Here is an 18,785-nt window from a genome sequence, read left to right on the forward strand (position 1 = left end):
AAAACGGGAGGAGCGTCAACCGCGAAGCAGGGTGAAAAAAGCACCCCGATGCAGCAAAATGCCGCATGGGGTGCGATGGGGCGTGCAGGTTAGAACAGCGGAACGACTGCGCCGTGATAGGTCTCGTTGATGAAATCGCGTGCGGTGTCGCTGGTCAGTGCCTTGACCAGAGCCTGTACCGCCTCGTCGTTTTCGTGACCCTGTTCAACGACCAGAATGTTGGCATAGGTCTGTGCCGCCTCGGATTCAGCCGACTCGGTTGCGATTGCATCCTCGATCTTGAGTCCGGCTGCAAGTGCATAGTTGCCGTTGACGATCGCACCGTCCACGTCATCGAGCGTGCGGGCAACCAGCTCGGCTGCGACTTCCTCAAATTGAAGGTTCTTAGGATTGCTGGTGATGTCCAGTACGGTGGCCTGGAATCCGGCATCGTGGTTTAAGGTGATGAGTCCCTGCTCTTCGAGCAGATACAGGGCACGCGCCTCGTTCGAGCCGTCATTCGGGATAGCGATTTTTGCACCGTCGGGCAGATCAGAGATGTTCTTGACCGTCTGGGAGTACAGGCCGAAGGGTTCATAATGAATCTTTGCCACGCTGACCAGATGGGTGCCGTTCTCGGCGTTGAAGGTGTCCAGATAGGGCGTGTGCTGGAAGTAGTTGGCCTGATCTTCGCCTTCCTCGACCGCAGTATTGGGGATGACATAATCGCTGTACTCCACGACTTCGAGATCGATGCCCGACTGTTCCTTTAAGATGTCCTTGACCGCGTTCAGAATTTCGGCGTGCGGTGTGGGCGAAGCGCCGACGCGCAGAACGGTAGTTTGTGATGACTCGCTGGTGTTTGCGGCAGACGAGCCGGAAGGTGCGCCGCAGGCGGACAGCGTGAAGGTGAGGGCAAGAGCCAGAATACCGAATAAAGTCTTTTTCATGGGGTCACACTCCTTAAAATGCAAGATAAAGCAGATGATTTTTATACTGTATCGTGTGCGGCTTTGTCGTAATATGCCGCACGATCGAGTTGATTTTCCTCGGTCGCTGCAACCAGCGTGGTAGCAGTGGCAGCGCCGATGACATTGGTTGCCGTGCGTGCCATGTCAACGATGCTGGAGATGGGAGCGAGAAGGAAGATGATCTCAACGGGCAGTCCGGCGGCGACAAATACCGCGGTTGCCGTGATGGTTGCCGTTCCGGGAACGCCTACGCTGCCGATTGCGACGACCATCGCCAGCACGATCAAGAAGATATACTGTGCCGGGGAGTAGGACAGGCCAAGAATGTGGATGGCAAAGACGGCGGTGAGTACCGGCCAGATGCCTGCGCATCCGGGCATGCCCAGATTGGCACCCAAACTTGCGCCGAAGGATGCGATATCCTCGTTGACACCCAGCTTTTTGAGCTGACTTACGGTTACCGGGATGGTACCGATACTGCTCTGGGAGGTGAAGGCAACCACGGCTGCCGGCCAGAGCTTGCGGAAGAATGCGAGCGGGCTGAGCTTTCCGATGACGCGAAGCAGAACGCTCTCCACGACAAACAGCTGGATGGCGCATAAGATATAGGTCAGAACCAGCACACCGAGCAGCGGGAGCAGATCGGACAGCGTGCTGCGGCTGACTGCACGGGCGATCAGCGACAGAACCGCGTAGGGCGTGAAGGAAATGACGATATTGACCACCATACCCATCACGTGATTTCCAGCGTCAATGAATGCCTTAAACGGTGCAACCTGTTCGGCATATTCCTGGTGTAGCTTGTTGAATGCGATGCCGACCAGTACGAGAAACAGCACGATCGGGACGACTTCACCTTCTGCCCAATGTGCCGCCAGATTTTTGGGGAACAGACCGATGAGGGTGTCCAGAATGGACGGTACTTCGGCAGCTTCATAGTCAGCGGCCAGCTCGTAGACGAATCCGGAGCCGATACCGGTTGCGGTGGATGCAATCAGCGTGATGATGCTCGCGAGCAGCGTGTTGAGCAGCAAGAAGAGCACGGTTTTAAGTCCGATGCTTTTGAGACGGATGGATGAGCCTAAGTTTGTGATGCTGGAAACAATGCTAAACAGCAGCAGGGGAATGACCAGTGCTGAGATGACGCGGGTGTAGATGGAACCGAAGGCCGCAACGTAGGTGTAGTGACCGGGGAAGACCAGTCCGACGACGACACCCAGGGCGGTGGCCAACAAGGTGCGCACCCCGAAATCCCATTGACGCTTAACGTCGAGGTAGTACAGCAGGGCGAAAAATATCAGGGTCAGCAGCAGTGCGCCCCACTCCAAAGGTTCAAAATTCATGTTCGTATATCCTTTCTATCTGGGTGAATGTATCGCAGGGTGTCAGCCGCGACATCGTCCAAATCGAAAGTTTTGTCGTACCAGTCCTTGAAATAAGTGGTACATAGCGTATCACATCCTTACTGTGTTTGTCTGCGCAGAGCGCTTATGCGCTGCGCCGTTTGTCGACCTTCTTGCAGATGATATGGAAAACGGTCTGCATGATTTCGACTAAAATGATCAACAAAATGACCGTTACCAATAGAATGTCAAATTGATAGCGATTATAGCCATAGCGGATGGCGATATCTCCCAAACCACCAGCACCGACAGCTCCGGCGATGGCAGTGTAGGCCAGAACGGTGATCAGACTGATGGAAGCACCACGCAGAAGAGAGGGAAGCGATTCGGGGAGATAAAATCGGGTGATGATCTGCAAGCGGCTGGCACCCATTGCACGAGCGGCCTCGATGACACCGGCATTCAGTTCGGCAAGGGACGATTCTACCATGCGAGCTACAAAGGGAGCAGCCGCGATGACCAGCGGAAAGATCGCACCCCGGACACCCAACTTGGTACCCATAACCGCCTTGGTCACAGGCATGACGAGTACCATCAGGATGATGAATGGCAGGCTGCGTCCGATATTGACCAACCAGCTGAGCACCCGGTAGAGCATCGGATGTTCACAAATGCCATTTTTCTTGGTGATCTGTAAGATGGTGCCGATCGGCAGACCGATGAGATAGGCGAAGAACGTTGCACACAGAGTCATGACCAGAGTGTCCAGCGTACCTTGCCAGAGCATCTGCCCGTAGCGCTCAAAAAATGTACCGATTGTCTCAAACATGCCAGGAAACCCTCCCTAAAAGTTGTTTGGTGATTTGTGCCTGTGGATTTTGGAAAATCGTCTGCACGTCACCCTGTTCAGCGATGACGGCGTGGTCAATGACCGCCATGCGGTTGCAGATTTTTTGTACGACCTCGATCTGGTGGGTGATGATGACGATGGTAACACCCAGTTTTTCATGGATATCTTTGAGCAAATGCAGCACCGAACTCGTGGTCAGGGGATCGAGTGCCGAGGTCGGTTCATCACAGAGCAGGACTTTGGGGTCGTTGGCCAGTGCACGGGCGATGGAGACGCGCTGCTGCTGTCCGCCGGACAGCTGAGCCGGGTACTTGTCCTTTTGTTCGAGCAGTCCGACCAGTTCCAAAAGTTCCAGCGCCTTTTTACGCTGGTTTGCCTTGGGAACCCCTGCAATCTGCATGGGTAGCATGACGTTTTCCAGGATTGTCAGCTGCATAAGCAGATGGAATTGCTGAAATACCATGCCGATGTTTCGGCGCAGCGTGCGCAGCTGCCGCTCGGAATACTGGGTGATATCGTTGCCGTCAATCAGGATTTTGCCCGCTTCCGGTCGCTCTAAGAGGTTGATGCAGCGAATAAGCGTCGATTTTCCGGCACCGCTGATTCCGATGATGCCGAAGATATCGCCGTCCTCTATGGAAAGACTGACCTGATCAAGCGCATGGAACGTTCCTTTCGGCGTTTCGAAACGTTTGGTCAAATTTTGTAGTTCAATCACGGCTTCCAAACCCTCCTGTCTAAAAATGGGTATAAAAAATCCGGGAGCATATATATACTCCCGGGTAAAGAACAATGTTGTTGTGCGTAAATATTATGGCTTTATCGCAAAAGAAAGCGGAGCAGCACCAAATAACGTCACAACCGTATCGTTTACCCGGGCGTGGCGCATTCGACAGCATTTTACAGATGCAAAATTCTGGTTTTTCATGGTGTTTCCTCCTTTCCTGGGTGTCAAAAAGTGATGTATGGATTATAAACCTATAAACCTACTATGTCAATAGGTTTATAGAAATTTAGTAAATGTTCCTATCTTGACTTGGGTAAGAAGGAGTTTTCTGTATATCCTGCCGGACAGAAGCGGGAGAACGATTGAATTTGTAATAAATCCTGTGATATAATAGGCAAAACAGCCTGTGGAAGTGAAAAAATGATTGTTTCGACCAAGGGACGCTATGCGCTGCGCGTGATGATCGATCTGGCAGAGCATCGCGACAAAGAATATATACCGCTTAAAGAAATCGCTGAGCGGCAGCAGATTTCCGAAAAATATCTGGAAGCCATTTTGAAGATTTTGGTGCAGAATGGCATGTTAATTGGCGTGCGTGGAAAGGGAGGCGGCTATAAACTGAGCAAAGACCCCGATCAGTATACGGTCGGCAGCATCATTCGCCTGACCGAAGGGGATTTTGCACCGGTTTCCTGCCTGGGACGCGACGCTGCACCCTGTCCGCGCGCGGCAGATTGCCGGACGCTGCCCATGTGGCAGGCATTTGACACGCTGGTCAATGAATTTTTTGATGGATATACCATTGCAGATTTGATGAAACAAAGCCCTGCTTGTGATGAACAGAAAACGGAAACAGCCCACGCCTGAAGATTCGGACGCGGGCTGTTTTTCTATGCACTTACAGTAAGCGCGGCGCGATACATAGGAGCGTGAGATACCCAGCGCGGCGGCGACTTCACGCTGGGGCAGCGGGTCGTGACCGTTCAGGCCATAGCGCAAGGTCAAAATATGCTTTTCCCGGGGAGACAGATTGCGGGACAGACAATCATACATGGTTTGGTAACGGTCGCTCATCTCAACCAGATGCAAGCGTTCGTCTTCCACGCTGATCGTTCCGAGCAGGGCAAGCGAATTGCTGTCGCCATCACTGTCGGGAGATTCGTCCAGCGAGACATCGTTTTGACTCTTGCGCCCGGCACGGAAGTGCATGAGGATCTCGTTTTCAATACAGCGTGCCGCATAGGTCGCCAGTCGTACCCCTTTGTCCGGCTGATAAGTGCTGACCGCTTTGATCAGCCCAATCGTGCCAATCGAGATTAGATCATCCTGCTCAGACGGGTCTGCGTAATATTTTTTGACGATGTGCGCGACCAGTCGAAGGTTATGCTCGATCAGTTGATCGCGTGCCGCGGTGTCACCCTGCGCCATGCGGGCGAGGCAGTCCTGTTCCTCATTGGTGCGCAGCGGCGGCGGAAATGAACCGCCCGCACCCTGCACACGGAGCATGAAAAACAGTGCGTGCATCCAAAACAGCATAAAAAACGCTCCTTTCTGTGATAGAGCTACTGTATGAATGCGTGAGGTCGTCCCATGCCGACAAAAACGGAGATACAAAAACGCTGATGCCCGAAGACATCAGCGTAAAAGAGAGAGCTTGCGATTTAATACAGAAAAACTTATTCCAAAATATACTTTTGATACCATTGACAAGCCTGCTTAACGGCTTTGTGAACGGGCATTCTGGCACCTGACAGGATGGTCAGCCAGCCGATTTTGTCTTCTGGCACATCAGCCGGAGCCGGGGACAGGTTGACAACGTTGCCCACGCAGTCTGCGAGCAGCAGACCGGCATCGACTGTCTGGAGAAATCCCTTGACGCGGAAAGTATCCTCGATAAACATCTCGATGAACTTTTGCAGGTCATAGCGAGAAATTTCCGGGGAAATTTTAACCTGCAGCTTGCGCACGGTCAAATCGGCGATCAAGGGCATGGACTCGCCGGGAGCAGGGGTGTGCTGTGCAGACAGGAGATCGAGCAGAGAGCCATCAACCTGACCAAAAGAGGTCTCGATGATCGGGATTTCAGGCCGCTGGCCGCGCACGAGCGTGCGGGTCTGATCAAGTTGTTCGGCGGAAGCCTTGTCAATCTTGTTGATGACCACCACATCACTCGAAGCCAACTGTTTGACACAGGTGCGCGCGGTGGCATACAGCTTGGGGAAACGTACCGCGTCGACCAAGCAGACCGCACCCTGATAGTCGATGTGCGGGAAACGGTCGGCCTGAGAGAACAGACGGCGCACACCGGTGGGATCGGACAGACCGGAGGCCTCGACCAAGATCACATCGGGGTGAAGATCGACAGAACCACGCAGAACTGACTCGAACTGATCCAGACGGCAGGAGCAGAAGACCGAACCACCTGAGATTTCCTGCAAGTATGCGCCAAGGCCGGAAAGGAGGGTGCCGTCGACACCCTCCTGACCGAACTCGTTGATAATCAGCTGAATCTTCTGACCGGCGAACAGGTCAAGGAATCGTTTGAGAAAGGTGGTTTTTCCCGCACCCAAAAACCCGGTAATCAGATACAGTTTGCTCATAGGCTTACTTTCTGCTGTCGCAGACCGCGATCGCCTCATTGATGGCAGCTTCCAGATCTGCCTTGGTGGGGATGATCGAGCGGTACTTGAGCTCACCGTTGATGTACATGGACGGCAGGTTGGGTACACCCATCTTGACGCAGCGAGCGACATTTTCCTTGTAAATAAACTTGTATTCGACCATATCGATCTTGTCGCCGAAGGTTTCCTTTGCCTGGTTTGCAGCGCCCATCATGTAGCCGCAAGCTGCGCACTGTGCCGAATCGAGGGTGAAGACCTCGACGAGCGGCTTGGTGAGGGAAGCATAGTCGGGAATGACGACGTTCGAGGTGTCGATTTCCTCTGCCTGATAGTTCTTGACCATCTCGCGTACCACGTCGGTCTCGATCGCAGCCTGTGCAACGCCGATGCAGTTTTCAACCGGTACGTTGTAGGGCATGTCGCAGCCGGGAGCCAGGATGAAGTTGCGCTTGTCCGGGATGGAGTCGAGCAGATCGACGGCAAACTTCATGTTGTCCTGCTGGTTGCCGAGCAGCATGATGGAGGTCAGCGGGATGTTGCCGCCAATGGCAACGTTATAGCGGTCGGTGATCTCCTTGGCAGCCAGAAGGTTCACGTTTTCGTCGACGGAAATAGAGTCCGGATTGGTCTGGCACATAACCTCGATGTTTCGAGTTGCGTCGCCGCAGACGAAGAACGAGGACAGCGCACCCTGTGCACGGATGTGGTCAAACAGCGCGGTGTAGGGCTCGGTCATGTACTGCTCAAAGTGTGCGGTGGAAATCTGGGAGATCAGCGGGTCTACCAGTGCAATGACATCCATGCCAGCTTCGATGTAGTAGTCGGCCATCTTCATGCACACGCGATTGCAGAATGCAAACAGGCTCTCGACTTCTTCCTCAAAGTCGAACATATCGGTGAACAGATTATTGCCGCGCAGGTGGGAAGCCAGGGTGAAGGGGCCGCAGATCAGGCCGTACAGTGCGGTGGTGTCGCCGACTGCTTCCTTCATGCGGTGCATAACATCGAGTACATAGGGGATGCGTCCGCTCTCCTTGGTCGGGATTTTGCAATCGCAGGGCGTTACAGGCGGCTCTTCGTCGCTGCCGTCGAGCGGATGGGAGCTGACGGACGGCGGGCAGTCATCAGCCCAGGTCAGGCCGCAGCCCAGGCACTCGGCCTCGATCTGTAAGTCGAAAATGACCGGCTGGCCATCGGGCTTGTACAGACGGTTGACTTCCATCAGCGACTCGAACGCCTTGTCAGCGTCGGTCAGCATTTCGGTTGCGGTGTAGCCCTTCAGATGGCCGGCGTGAACGCCTGCGAAGGGAACCCAGGGGGCACGTTCGATGGACTCGTGGCGCAGGGTGCGGAGCAGCAGATCTTTCATGTGGAACATCCTCCTAAGAATGTAAAATTACGTGTTTTTTCAAAGAGATTGGTCGGAATCCGGTGTTTGCTGTGCACAGCAGCAGGCAGACGGTGCGGGTGTGTGATCGGGGCAAGCTGACGTGAGCAGGTCGATGACTTCATCGATGCCCTGTCGGTAGTCGGTCAGCGTGTCGATCCAACTGTCCATGCAGGCGCGGCCTGCGTCGGTGATGGCAAACACACGCTTGCCCATCGCGCCGCGGGCGGCACTGTCGAGCGTGGACGAGATCAGTCCCCGCGCTTCCATCTCGCGCAGAACACGGTAAACGCCGGTTGCATCCGGTTTTGCATCGCGCCACAGTGCAGTCTGACCGAGCTTGCGCAGCAGATCGTAACCATGATCGGGCGACTGTGCGAGCGCGGACAGGATGATGGGCTGGACGAAGCGCATGAGCGTTCCGCCCTGACAGGCACATTTGGCATTTTTGATGCTCATACCGGGTGACCCTCCTTTGTGTTGGCTCTAGTATAACAAATCGAATGGGCGCGGGATTGTAGGATATTGCTCTGGTTGGTACAATCTTCTTTTTCTGAACAGATGTGCACAAATTTGTGAATGACAGACAAATAAATGCTTTGAATTTGTGCAGATAATACGAAAATCATGGAAGAGAAAGGCGCACAGCACGATTTTTTTGCCTGTCCATTGCACAAGACGGCAAGATATTTCTAAAAAAAATAAGATACTGCAAGTCAGGAAAAATCAAATCTGCTATGCTGATGAAACTAGAGTAAGTCCAATATTAGACTGACACGAGATAGCGATTTGCAGACAAAGCAGGAGGGACTGGATATGACAAACTTGAAGCTGATTGCATACGCAGAGCAGAACGCACAGAGCGGAACATTGCTGACACATGACCAGATTGTACAGCTGTTATCGATTGCGCCGGAGAGTGCAGAATGGAGCGCACTGGGCGCAGCGGCACGCCGGGTCGCACACACCTTGACCGAAGACCGCGCTTACTTATGGGGTGCCATCGGGGTGGATTTCGCGCCCTGCTCAATGAACTGTGATTTTTGCTCACTGGGTGAAAAGTGGGGCATCGTGCGCGAGACGCGCAGCTATGATGAACAGGCGACCATAGAGCAGGTGCGCGAGTATGCCGAGGCCGGGGTGCGCTGGATTGTGCTGCGCACGACCGAGTTTTATTCGCAGGATGCGCTGGGAGACATGATTCGAACCATCCGCACAGAAGTGCCGGGAGATTATGAAATCGGCCTGAACATCGGAGAATTTGACCTTGCCAAGGCCAACTGGCTGGCAGACTGCGGTGTGGACTTTATCTACCACTCGTTGCGCCTCGGTGAGGGCAAGGACACCCGATTTGACCCCAAGGTGCGCCTGTCCACCTTGCAGGCAGTCAAGGACTCGCCGCTCAAGTTGGTCTTTCTGGTCGAGCCGGTCGGTATTGAGCATACAAACGAAGAGATTGCCGACCTGATTCTGCTGACCGCGCAGTACGGTGCCATCGTGTCGGGCAGCATGGCACGCATTCCGGTGGCTGGCACGCCGCTCGGCGTACATCCGCAGGTGAGCGACGCACGCATGGCGCAGATCATCGCAGTCACCCGTCTGGCCTGCGGCAGCTGTGTCCCGGATATCTGCATTCATCCGGGTACCCGTCTGGCGATGGAGTTCGGCGCAAATGTGACGGTGATTGAGACCGGTTCGGTGCCGCGCGATACCTGCTGCTGTTCGGGCGGCAAGTGGAACCAGTTTGATGCAGCCCGCGCCAAGGAGCTGTTTGCGCAGGCGGGCTACACCGTCCATCAGACCGCATGAGGGCAATCTGTATGAGATCGTTTTACAAGTGGGTCGCACGGTTGTCCTGTGTCCTTGTGCTGGCCACAGTGTTGACCGGCTGTGCGTCGCAAGAAAGCACACAGGAGACCATGCACGCGACGGTCGGCACTTGGAAGACCGCCCAGACCTTGACCCCGTACTTTTATCAGGATCATGCGGATATGACCATTGAGGTCAAACCGTTCACCAATCCGGGCGATCAAAAGACCGCATTACTGGCTGGCAGTCTGGATATGACCGGCACGACCATCCCGACCGCCATTCAGGCGGCGGCAGCCGGGGAGCCGATCAAGATTGTGGCCAGTCTGTGCAATAAATGTTCGGCGCTTGTCGTGGCGGCCGATTCGGACATCCAGACCACGGCTGACCTCAAGGGAAAGACCATCGCTTATGTGCCGGGGACGATGCATCACGTTCTGCTGCTCGATGTCCTCGAACGCGCCGGTCTTGACCCGGATACAGATGTCAAACTCGTCCGCGTTGACTTTTTCGATATGGGTCAGGCAATGGCTGGGGGACAGATCGACGCATTCCTGAGCGGGGAACCCTACCCGACACAGGCGGTGCAGGACGGATACGGCAGAATTTTGGAATATCCGTATTTTGACGACAGCATCGGCACGATCAACGCGGCCATGATCGTCACCGAGGACACCATCGAGCAGCGTCCTGAGCTGGTGCAAAAACTGGTCGATGCTCATGTGCAGGCGACCCAAAACATGATCGATCACCCAGATGACTGGTTGGATTTGGCCGCATCGATGGGAACCGACCGGGAGTTGCTGACCGCCTCGGCGGACAATATTGAGCTGTGCTGGCAGATTGATGAGGCTTACATCGAACACACCGAGCGATTGGCCGAGCAGATGCAGGCGCTCGGTCTGATTGATACCGTGCCCGACATTCAGGACATGTTCGATTTGTCTTTCCTGGAGCATGCCGCATGAAAACGAAAAGATTCGACCCGGTGGGCTGGATTGTCCCGGTTTTGGTGATTGCGGTCTGGTGGACTGTGACCCAGTTCGGCATCGTCGCACCTTATCAGCTGCCCGGTCCGCAGACGCTTGCGCGGGTGCTGGTGGACTTTGCGACCGGCTGGTACGGACTGACCCCGTATGCCGGGACGATGTTTTTGCACCTGTGGCACAGTTTATACCGTGTCCTGACCGGTTTTGCGCTGGCGGTCGTGCTTGGACTGCCGCTCGGCTTTGCCACCGGACGGGTTCGGCTGCTGCGCCGATTGTTTGACCCTTTCCTCGGACTCATTCGCAGTGTTCCCGGCATCGGCTGGCTGCCGATTGCGATCGTCTGGTTCGGTGTCGGTGAGGGAAATACCCGGTTTCTCATCACGCTGGCGGCGTTCTTTCCCATTTATCTCAATACCATGCAGGGTGCGGCTGGTGTACCCGATTTGACTGTCCGTGCAGGCCGTATGCTGGGTGCACGTGGTTTGACTCTCTTTGCCACCGTGATTTTCCCGGCAGCATTTGCCCAGATTGCTGTCGGTCTGCGGCTGGGCTTGGGTGTCGCGTGGGCGTATCTGGTGCTCGGTGAGGTCACCGGTGTGACCGAGGGACTGGGCGCGGTCATGACCGACGGACGGATGCTCGGGCAGGTCGATATCGTGCTGGCCGCGATGATCGTAATTGCGATTGCGGGCAAACTGACCGACTGGCTGCTGTGTGCGCTGTGCCGCTGTATCAGTCCGACCGTGCGCAAAGGAGGAAGGAACGCATGAATCAGGGACTTGTGATTGACAATCTGTGTCATCGGTTTCATACTGAAAACGGGCAGACCGTAGATGCACTGAATCACCTGTCGCTGGAAGTTCCGGCGGGGCAGATCGTGTCGGTGATTGGTGCGTCGGGCTGCGGAAAGAGTACCTTACTCAGCCTGATTGCCGGATTTGACCGTCCGACACAGGGAGAGATCACGCTGGATGGCGTGTCGGTCGTGGGAAAGCCCAGCCCCGACCGCTGTCTGGTCTTTCAGTCGCCTGCACTGTTTGAATGGCTGACCGTGCTGCAAAATGTGACGTACGGACTCAAACGGCAGGGCGTTTCGCGTCAGAACAGACGTGAACAGGCGATGGATATGCTGGCCCGGGTTGGACTTTCCGGCTTTGAAAAGCAGTATCCGCATGAACTGTCGGGCGGTATGCAGCAGCGCGCCGCGCTGGCGCGTGCACTGGTGATGCGTCCGCGTGTGCTGCTCATGGACGAGCCCTTTGCCGCGCTCGATGCCCAGCTGCGCCAGCAGATGCAGCAGCTTGTCCGCAGTCTGTGGCGTGAGCTTGGCCAGACCATCCTGTTTGTGACCCACGATATCCGTGAGGCGGTCGCGGTCGCGCATCGCGTGGTGATACTGACACCACGACCGGGAACGGTTAAGGCGGTCTTTCCGGTGCCGGGTTCGATGGAAAAGCGAGAAGCATTTCTGCACACCGATGCATACCGAACGCTGTGCGCACAGATTGGGGACACCCTGTTCGACCGATAAACAAGGAGAAAAAACCATGGAATTTGCATATTGTAAGCTGGAAATCTTTATTCCTGAGAGCCATTTGGGAGTATTGCAGCAGGCACTCGCAGAAGTGGATGCCGGACACATCGGCGCGTATGATTGCTGCCTGTCCTATCACCCGGTAACGGGCTGCTGGCGACCGCTTACCGGGACAAACCCATATCTCGGAACGGTAGGGGAGATTTGCACTGCACCTGAACTCAAGGTCGAGGTGACCTGCAAGACCGAGCGCGTTAAGCAGACCATTGCCGCCATCAAAGCCGTGCATCCCTACGAAGAACCGGTCATCAATGCGATTCCCTTATACCAGGTCGGATTATAAGCAAGAAAAAAGGACGTTTCCGTGTGGAAACGTCCTTTTCTGTTATCTTTGCATGAACTGATAGAGCATGCCGATGGCTTCTTCACGGGTTGCCGTCTGATTTGCTGCGAACCGTCCGGCTTCGTCACCGGATACCATGTGCAGACCCTGTGCAATGGCGGCGTAACCGTAGTATGCATCGGGGATCTCGTTTGCATCGGTGAACGTGCAGCGGAAGATACCCGGAATCTGTGCGGCGTTGCCGTAGCCGCCGTGATCGAGGATGGTCTTGACCAGCTCGGCGCGGGTGATCAGCTTGTCGTCATCCCGGTCACCGCGTGCCAGCAGACTGCTGCCAATGGCGTAATCATAAATTTGATCGGCTGCGTCTTCCTCGGACAGATCGATGAGGAAACCGTCTACGCTGGCCAGGAGCGCCATCAGGTCGAGCTGCGTCAACGATTTTGTTGGCTGGAGGGTACCGCCCAGCCAGCCGATGCGGTAGGATGCGAGCACCTGCGCGGCCTGTGCGGCCCAGGTGGTCGAGAGGTCGCTGTACGTCAGTGTATCGTCATCGCTGGTGAGTGCCAGCGGCTGTCCGGTCTTGGCGTCGATGCCGTACATCATGGTGGGCTGTTCGAGGTAGAATCCAAGGGTCAGACGCTCGACGTAAGGATAGCCCATCTCGGCAAGCTTTGCGCCGTCTGCACTCTGTCCGGCCTCTTCGGGAACGGATAGATAGCCGAGTTTGGTCTCAAAGGTGTCCATCCAGAACGTGTGCGCAGCCTCGGACGAAATCAAGCCGTCCGCGCTGTCAAAGGTGGGCAGTTCGTCAAAATTGCGGGACAGATAGGTGATCGAGCCATCACGTGCATCGACCGATACCGCAATGCTGTTTGCCGGGAAGAAGTATCCGTTGACCTTCTGACAGAATACAAAGTCATGCTCAGTAGAGCCGTCCTCGGTGCTTGCCGCGGTGGACTTATAGAGCGCACAGGTCTTATACTGGTCAGGCCACAGGCGGCTGAGGAAGGACTCGGCTGTTTTCTGCGCGGTGGACAGCGAAACCGTTCCTTTGAATGCATCATCCGTCCAGTACGAACTAAATACGTCCTCGATTTCGCCGGTCTTGGCGTTTACCGTGATATAGCGATGGTTCAGATTGTTTTCCGCCTTCTGCGTGTAGCGCAGATGGCCGTATACCGTGCCGTCCTCGGTGTCAATGGAATAGCTGCACGAAGACAGGGTATAGTCGGTCAGTCCGAGTTCTTTCCAGGTGCGTACCTTGCTGTCCAGTGTTTCCTGGGACAGAACGCCTTCCATCTGGGCGATGCCGGCCTGTTCAGCTTCGGACAGACTGCCGTTTCCAGTGGATTCGGCTGCCGTATCTGCGCTGCCCGCGGCACCCATCTTGTCATAGAGTTCGCGGGTCTGCTCGGTCAGGTTGATGAGCTTACCGGTCTGCGCATCGACATAGAAGTTGTCAGTCGTATCGGGAACATAGCGCAGGGAAGCGGTTTTGCGGTCATCACCCAGTACGTATTCAAGACGCAGTGTTTGCTGCTCTCCGAGCAGTGCCGTGGCCTTGTCGTAGGACTGTTTGTTGACAGAAGGGTCAGCACTCAGACCGAGAGATGCCGGATCGATCGGGGTGCCGACATAGCTGGTGTAGCGGTCGGTGCGCGAGAAGCGGAGCAGCTCACCGGTATCCGAATCTACGGTCGCAGATACACTGATGGGTGTGGGCAGACCGTACAGGTCAAGTTTGGTCGAAAATGTATGATCGGACGACGTGAGCGAGGGTGTCCGGTCGGATTCGCTCAGTTCGGCACTCTCATGCTCTCCGAGCACCTGATCGATAAAGGTCTGTGCGGTTTTCTGCGCATCCTCGCGGGAGATCGTCGGAAAACTGGGCAGCTGGCCGCTGGAGGACGAGGTCTCGTCGCTCGGATTGTACTGATAGCGGTAGATGGTGCCGTCCTCACCGGCGGCCACGGTGAGCGTGGACTGGTCGGCAGCTGTCCAGTCAAGCTCCCATATTGCACGCAGAGGATCTTCCTGTAACTCGCCGTGGAAGGATGTGTAAGAGTTGTCCAGTTTGAGGATGTCTTTCACCGTCTGGGTGACTTGGGATAAGCGCTGGTCGGCAGTGCTGCTCTTGGAAGCGGCTGCGACCGGTGTGGCCAGCAGCGCGGCGCTGAGCAGCAGGCATAATGTCCGTTTCATACAAAACGCCTCCTTTTTTCTCATTCCTTCAAGGTGCATAGGTTCTCTACTTTATTAGACTTATTTTATACCAAAAAGTTCCGGGTGCAAAGGGGACTCTGGACAAAAGATTTTTTAGTTTGCCGCACCTGTGCGTTCGGCGCGGACAAAATAGAACAGGTACTGCTGAATCACGCCGTTAAACGGTGCATAGCGGTCGAAGGGGAAACCGTTCGGATAGCGGGTGTCCATGACGCGGTTCATCCACACGTCGAGCGGGAAGGAGTCCATGCGGTGAAAGCCGAATAACATCACGCACTGGGCGATTTTAGGGCCGACACCGTGCAGGGAGAGCAGTTTTTCGCGCAGCGCGGCATCATCCAGCGCGGCCAGATCGTCAAAAAGACCGGGATTTTGTGCGGCCACCTGTGCAGCCTGTCGGATGTAGGGCAGACGGTAGCCCAGGCCGCAGGCGGCAAGGGTATCGTCATCAAGTGCGGCCAGCTGTGCGGGTGTGGGGAAGGCATAGAGCGTCTGACCATCAGCCTCGCCGATCGGCGTACCCGCCGCACGGGACAGTGCCTCGACCGATTTCTGAATGGCCGGGATGGACTTGCGCTGTGAGAGCAGGAAGGTGATGAGCATTTCGAACGGGTCCTGCCGCAAAATGCGGATGCCCTGTCCGCACGCTGCCGATTGGCTGAGATAGTGGTCGTTCGGGTCGATCGACGCACGGATCGCGGTGTAGTCGGTGGGAAAATCGAAGTAATCGTGCCAGAATGCCTGGAATTCTTCGGGGGTACAGTCGAGCTCCAGCGTATCGGGTGCGGTCTGTTTGAGCACGACCGTGCGGTCACGGGCGAAAATACGGCAGCGGCCGTCAGAGAGCGGATACCAGCGGAAACACTGGCCGCTTGCGGCGATCTTGACCGCGTCAAAGTCATCGGTCAGGATAAAATGCATAAGGTGTCCTCCTGAAAGTCGAAAGATTGGATTTTTGGTTGACTTCAGTATAGCAAACCCGGCTGCCGCGTGCAACCGGCTATCTATTGCCTGACCTGTGGGAACGTGTTATGATGAGACCGGAAAGACGTATTGTAAGGAGCGGATAAAGATGCGTATTTTGATTGCCGAAGATGAACAGGATCTGTGCCGATTGATCGTGCAGACGCTGACCCGTGCGGGATACAGCGTGGATGCCTGCCTGGACGGAGAACAGGCGATGGACTGTCTGCGCTGTGCGACCTACGATTGTGTACTGCTCGATGTGATGATGCCGCGTCGGGACGGCCATGCGGTCTTGCGGGAGATGCGCGCGTCGGGTGACCGCACCCCGGTCATTTTCCTGACCGCACGCGACAGCATTCAGGATCGCATCAGCGGTCTGGACATGGGAGCCGACGATTATCTGGTCAAACCCTTTGACTTTGACGAGCTGCTTGCCCGTATCCGCGCGGCGACGCGCAAGTACGGCGGGGAAAAGAGCAGCGTGCTGACGCTCGCCGACCTGACGCTGGACACGGCAGCGCACACGGTGACCCGCGGCGGCAAGGCAATCAAGCTGTCGGCCAAGGAGTACGCGATTTTGGAATACCTCATGCACCATAAGGAGACCGTGGTTCCCCGTGAACAGCTGGAAAATCATATCTGGAACTATGATTATGCGGGTGGCTCCAACGTGGTAGACGTGTATATGACCTATCTGCGCCGCAAGATCGACCATGATTTTGACAAAAAATTGCTGCACACCATACGCGGCGCGGGATGGGTGCTGCGGGAGGAAGCATGAGACGGTTATCGGTACGAAAAAAACTGACGCTGTGGATTACGGCGCTGATGATGACGCTGGTGTGTATCGTGATGGCCTTTCTGTTCGGTGTGAGCAGCCGGGTGGCGGTGCAGAGTGCGCAGGAACAGCTGGAGAGCTTTGTGCGCGGCAATTTGACCGGCATCACGATGGAAAACGGTGCGCTGCAATTTGCCGACAGTGTCCAGTTCACGCGCAGCGGTATGTATCTGCTGGTCTATAACGAGTCGGGTGCGCTGCTCGCCGGTCAGACCCCGCTGTCCTACCCGGCGACGGTCTCCTTTGAAAACGGTCTGATTCGTCCGGTGTCCGACGAGGAGGCCGACGACGTGTATCTGACGCTGGATTTCTGGCTGCCGTTTGGCTGGGACGACGGTGTTTGGGTGCGCGGCGTGGTGCAGCAGCCCGAGCTTGACGATGCCATGCACCGCCTGCTCGACCTGTCACTCCTGCTTTTGCCGCTCGTCGTGCTGGTCAGCGGCGTGGGTGCGTACTGCATCGTGCGTCGTGCCTTCCGACCGATTGACCGCATTGTCGCAGCCGCTGGAGAGATCAGTGAGGGGCGCGACCTGTCCCGACGGATTGGCCTGCCACCCGGAAAGGACGAGATCAGCCAGCTTGCCGCGGCCTTTGACCAGATGTTTGAGCGACTGGAAAGAGCGTTTGAGGCCGAGAGTCAGTTTACGTCCGATGCCTCGCACGAACTGCGCACGCCGACGGCTGTCATTCTGGCACAGTGCCGGGAGGCTGAGCAGCACGCCCAAACGACCGAGGAGTACGCCGAGGCGGTGGCGGTCATTCACCGGCAGGCCGATCGCATTTCCGGTCTGATCGGACAGCTGTTGCAGATGACCCGCATGGAGCAGGGCACGACAAAGCTCAGTGCCGAACAGGCCGACCTGAGCGAGCTGGCCGAGGTGGTATGCGAGGAACAGTGCACGGTCTATCCCGACCGTGACATCCGCACGCGCTTGCAGCCGCATGTCATGGCATGGTTTGACGTGACCCTAATGACTCGTGTACTGCAAAATCTGTTGGAAAACGCCTGCCGGTACGGTGGGGAACAGATCACGGTCGAGGTGCGGCAGGAACAGGACGAGGCTGTTCTGTCCGTCCTTGATAACGGCGAAGGCATCCCGGAAGACCAGCAGGAGAAGATTTGGAAACGGTTTTATCGCTGCGAGAGTTCGCGCTCGGGCGGTCAGGGTACCGGTTTGGGACTGCCGATGGTAGCACAGATTACCGCTATGCACGGGGGAACGGTCACGGTGAGTAGCACACAGGGCTTGGGAACCCGGTTCACCGTGCGCTTTCCGGTGGCTCCGAAAAATATTTAAAAATTCTTTGGATTTTTAATGTTCTTTTAATACGCATTCGGTATACTAAGGTCAAACAAAAGAGACCAAGACCTCACAGAGAGGAGTGCGTATGATGAGAAAGAAGATTTTAGCGGCAGCATTGCTGCTGACGTTGGGACTGGCTGGATGCAGCGCAAAGGGCCAGAGTGTACAGACTGATTTGATTGGTGAGGACGAAGCCAAGACGGCGGCGCTCACCGCGAGCGGTGTGGCACAGGACAATGCGACATTTACCAAGACCCAGCTGGAAAAAGACGATGGTAAGACCTACTATGAAATCGAATTTACCGATGCGGACGGCGTGCGATATGAGTACGATATCGATGCTGTGACCGGAACGGTCATCGCATACGAGAGCGAAAAGAAGGGCACGGCCAAGACGCAGAGCGGCCAGACCACGACCGCTGCGAGTGGTGAGATCGACGAGGCGACAGCCAAGCAGACCGCGCTGGACGATGCCGGACTGACAGCCGATCAGGTGACCTTTGTCAAGGTCGAGCGCGAGCAGGATGACGGCGTGACCAAGTACGAGGTAGAGTTCTACGCCAAGGACACCTATACCGAGTACGATTACGAGATCAACGCCCAGACCGGTGCTATCCTTGCGATGGACGCCGATGCCGAGAACTATGCACCGCAGACTAGTAGTACGGTCGTCAGCGAGGATACGGTCAAGAAGACCGTACTTGCCAAGGTGCCGGGTGCATCTGAGAGTGACCTCAAGATGCGCCTCGAGACCGACGATGGACGGCAGCAGTATGAAGGTACGATCATCTATGATGAGATGAAGTACGAGTTCGAAGTCGACGCATACAGCGGTGCGATCCGTGAATGGGACGCTGAATCTGTATATGACTAAACATAAACCACGGTAAGAACGAAT

At 55.7% G+C, this 18,785-nt stretch carries 18 protein-coding genes and 1 pseudogene; 9 read left to right on the top strand and 10 right to left on the bottom strand.

The features are described from left to right. Window positions 1-89 precede the first annotated feature (89 nt). The 4 genes from B5F17_RS02315 to B5F17_RS02330 form a co-directional block, all read right to left on the bottom strand. Window positions 90-929 (bottom strand): MetQ/NlpA family ABC transporter substrate-binding protein, encoded by an 840-nt coding sequence (locus tag B5F17_RS02315; RefSeq protein ID WP_087370334.1) that lies wholly within the window; start codon window positions 927-929, stop codon window positions 90-92. 41 nt (window positions 930-970) lie between these two features. Beyond that, entirely contained in the window at window positions 971-2,293 is a 1,323-nt protein-coding gene (locus tag B5F17_RS02320) for a dicarboxylate/amino acid:cation symporter (RefSeq protein WP_087370336.1), read from the bottom strand. A gap of 145 nt (window positions 2,294-2,438) precedes the next feature. Then, window positions 2,439-3,122 (bottom strand): methionine ABC transporter permease, encoded by a 684-nt coding sequence (locus tag B5F17_RS02325; protein WP_087370338.1) that lies wholly within the window; start codon window positions 3,120-3,122, stop codon window positions 2,439-2,441. Beyond that, on the bottom strand, window positions 3,115-3,861 hold the full coding sequence (locus B5F17_RS02330) for a methionine ABC transporter ATP-binding protein (RefSeq protein ID WP_087370340.1): 747 nt from the start codon (window positions 3,859-3,861) through the stop codon (window positions 3,115-3,117). The genes B5F17_RS02325 and B5F17_RS02330 overlap by 8 nt, the downstream gene beginning before the upstream one ends. Before the next feature lie 429 nt (window positions 3,862-4,290). Here B5F17_RS02330 and B5F17_RS02335 point away from each other — a divergent pair, with 429 nt between their 5' ends. Then, window positions 4,291-4,737, top strand: a complete 447-nt coding sequence (locus B5F17_RS02335; protein WP_087370342.1) for an RrF2 family transcriptional regulator — start codon at window positions 4,291-4,293, stop codon at window positions 4,735-4,737. 51 nt (window positions 4,738-4,788) lie between these two features. Here B5F17_RS02335 and B5F17_RS02340 read toward each other — a convergent pair. The 4 genes and pseudogenes from B5F17_RS02340 to B5F17_RS02355 all read right to left on the bottom strand — a co-directional run. Beyond that, window positions 4,789-5,406: pseudogene (locus B5F17_RS02340) on the bottom strand (sigma-70 family RNA polymerase sigma factor); the annotation flags it as partial. Between the two features lie 140 nt (window positions 5,407-5,546). Further along, complete coding sequence (locus B5F17_RS02345) at window positions 5,547-6,470, bottom strand: CobW family GTP-binding protein (RefSeq protein WP_087370343.1); 924 nt, start codon at window positions 6,468-6,470, stop codon at window positions 5,547-5,549. Window positions 6,471-6,474: 4 nt separating this feature from the next. After that, complete coding sequence (locus B5F17_RS02350; protein ID WP_087370346.1) at window positions 6,475-7,860, bottom strand: uroporphyrinogen decarboxylase family protein; 1,386 nt, start codon at window positions 7,858-7,860, stop codon at window positions 6,475-6,477. 39 nt (window positions 7,861-7,899) lie between these two features. Then, on the bottom strand, window positions 7,900-8,337 hold the full coding sequence (locus B5F17_RS02355) for a PadR family transcriptional regulator (RefSeq protein ID WP_087370348.1): 438 nt from the start codon (window positions 8,335-8,337) through the stop codon (window positions 7,900-7,902). A gap of 357 nt (window positions 8,338-8,694) precedes the next feature. Here B5F17_RS02355 and B5F17_RS02360 point away from each other — a divergent pair, with 357 nt between their 5' ends. The 5 genes from B5F17_RS02360 to cutA are packed head-to-tail and all read left to right on the top strand — an operon-like array spanning window position 8,695 to window position 12,553. Continuing rightward, window positions 8,695-9,687 (top strand): radical SAM protein, encoded by a 993-nt coding sequence (locus B5F17_RS02360; protein WP_087370350.1) that lies wholly within the window; start codon window positions 8,695-8,697, stop codon window positions 9,685-9,687. Between the two features lie 11 nt (window positions 9,688-9,698). After that, window positions 9,699-10,655 carry an ABC transporter substrate-binding protein gene (locus B5F17_RS02365; RefSeq protein ID WP_087370353.1) on the top strand — a complete coding sequence of 319 codons (957 nt, stop codon included), beginning with the start codon at window positions 9,699-9,701 and terminating at the stop codon, window positions 10,653-10,655. Next, window positions 10,652-11,446 carry an ABC transporter permease gene (locus B5F17_RS02370; protein WP_087370355.1) on the top strand — a complete coding sequence of 265 codons (795 nt, stop codon included), beginning with the start codon at window positions 10,652-10,654 and terminating at the stop codon, window positions 11,444-11,446. Before B5F17_RS02365 ends, B5F17_RS02370 begins: the two co-directional genes overlap by 4 nt. Next, window positions 11,443-12,207 (top strand): ABC transporter ATP-binding protein, encoded by a 765-nt coding sequence (locus tag B5F17_RS02375; protein ID WP_087370357.1) that lies wholly within the window; start codon window positions 11,443-11,445, stop codon window positions 12,205-12,207. The genes B5F17_RS02370 and B5F17_RS02375 overlap by 4 nt, the downstream gene beginning before the upstream one ends. A gap of 16 nt (window positions 12,208-12,223) precedes the next feature. Then, window positions 12,224-12,553 carry a divalent cation tolerance protein CutA gene (cutA, locus tag B5F17_RS02380; protein WP_087370359.1) on the top strand — a complete coding sequence of 110 codons (330 nt, stop codon included), beginning with the start codon at window positions 12,224-12,226 and terminating at the stop codon, window positions 12,551-12,553. Between the two features lie 42 nt (window positions 12,554-12,595). On the opposite strand, the gene B5F17_RS02385 is transcribed toward cutA, so the two are convergent. After that, window positions 12,596-14,758, bottom strand: coding sequence for an S-layer homology domain-containing protein (locus B5F17_RS02385; RefSeq protein ID WP_162608052.1), 2,163 nt, complete (start codon window positions 14,756-14,758; stop codon window positions 12,596-12,598). Between the two features lie 114 nt (window positions 14,759-14,872). Further along, entirely contained in the window at window positions 14,873-15,700 is an 828-nt protein-coding gene (locus B5F17_RS02390; RefSeq protein WP_087370363.1) for a DNA-3-methyladenine glycosylase family protein, read from the bottom strand. A gap of 151 nt (window positions 15,701-15,851) precedes the next feature. Between B5F17_RS02390 and B5F17_RS02395 the strand changes: the two genes are divergently transcribed. From B5F17_RS02395 to B5F17_RS02405, 3 genes are all read left to right on the top strand, one after another. After that, on the top strand, window positions 15,852-16,526 hold the full coding sequence (locus tag B5F17_RS02395; RefSeq protein WP_087370365.1) for a response regulator transcription factor: 675 nt from the start codon (window positions 15,852-15,854) through the stop codon (window positions 16,524-16,526). Then, window positions 16,523-17,881 (top strand): sensor histidine kinase, encoded by a 1,359-nt coding sequence (locus B5F17_RS02400; RefSeq protein WP_162608053.1) that lies wholly within the window; start codon window positions 16,523-16,525, stop codon window positions 17,879-17,881. Before B5F17_RS02395 ends, B5F17_RS02400 begins: the two co-directional genes overlap by 4 nt. A 91-nt stretch (window positions 17,882-17,972) precedes the next feature. Beyond that, window positions 17,973-18,761, top strand: coding sequence for a PepSY domain-containing protein (locus B5F17_RS02405; protein WP_087370370.1), 789 nt, complete (start codon window positions 17,973-17,975; stop codon window positions 18,759-18,761). Window positions 18,762-18,785 lie beyond the last annotated feature (24 nt).

It is taken from the genome of Butyricicoccus pullicaecorum (assembly GCF_002160355.1).
Classification (GTDB): Bacteria; Bacillota; Clostridia; order Oscillospirales; family Butyricicoccaceae; genus Butyricicoccus; species Butyricicoccus pullicaecorum.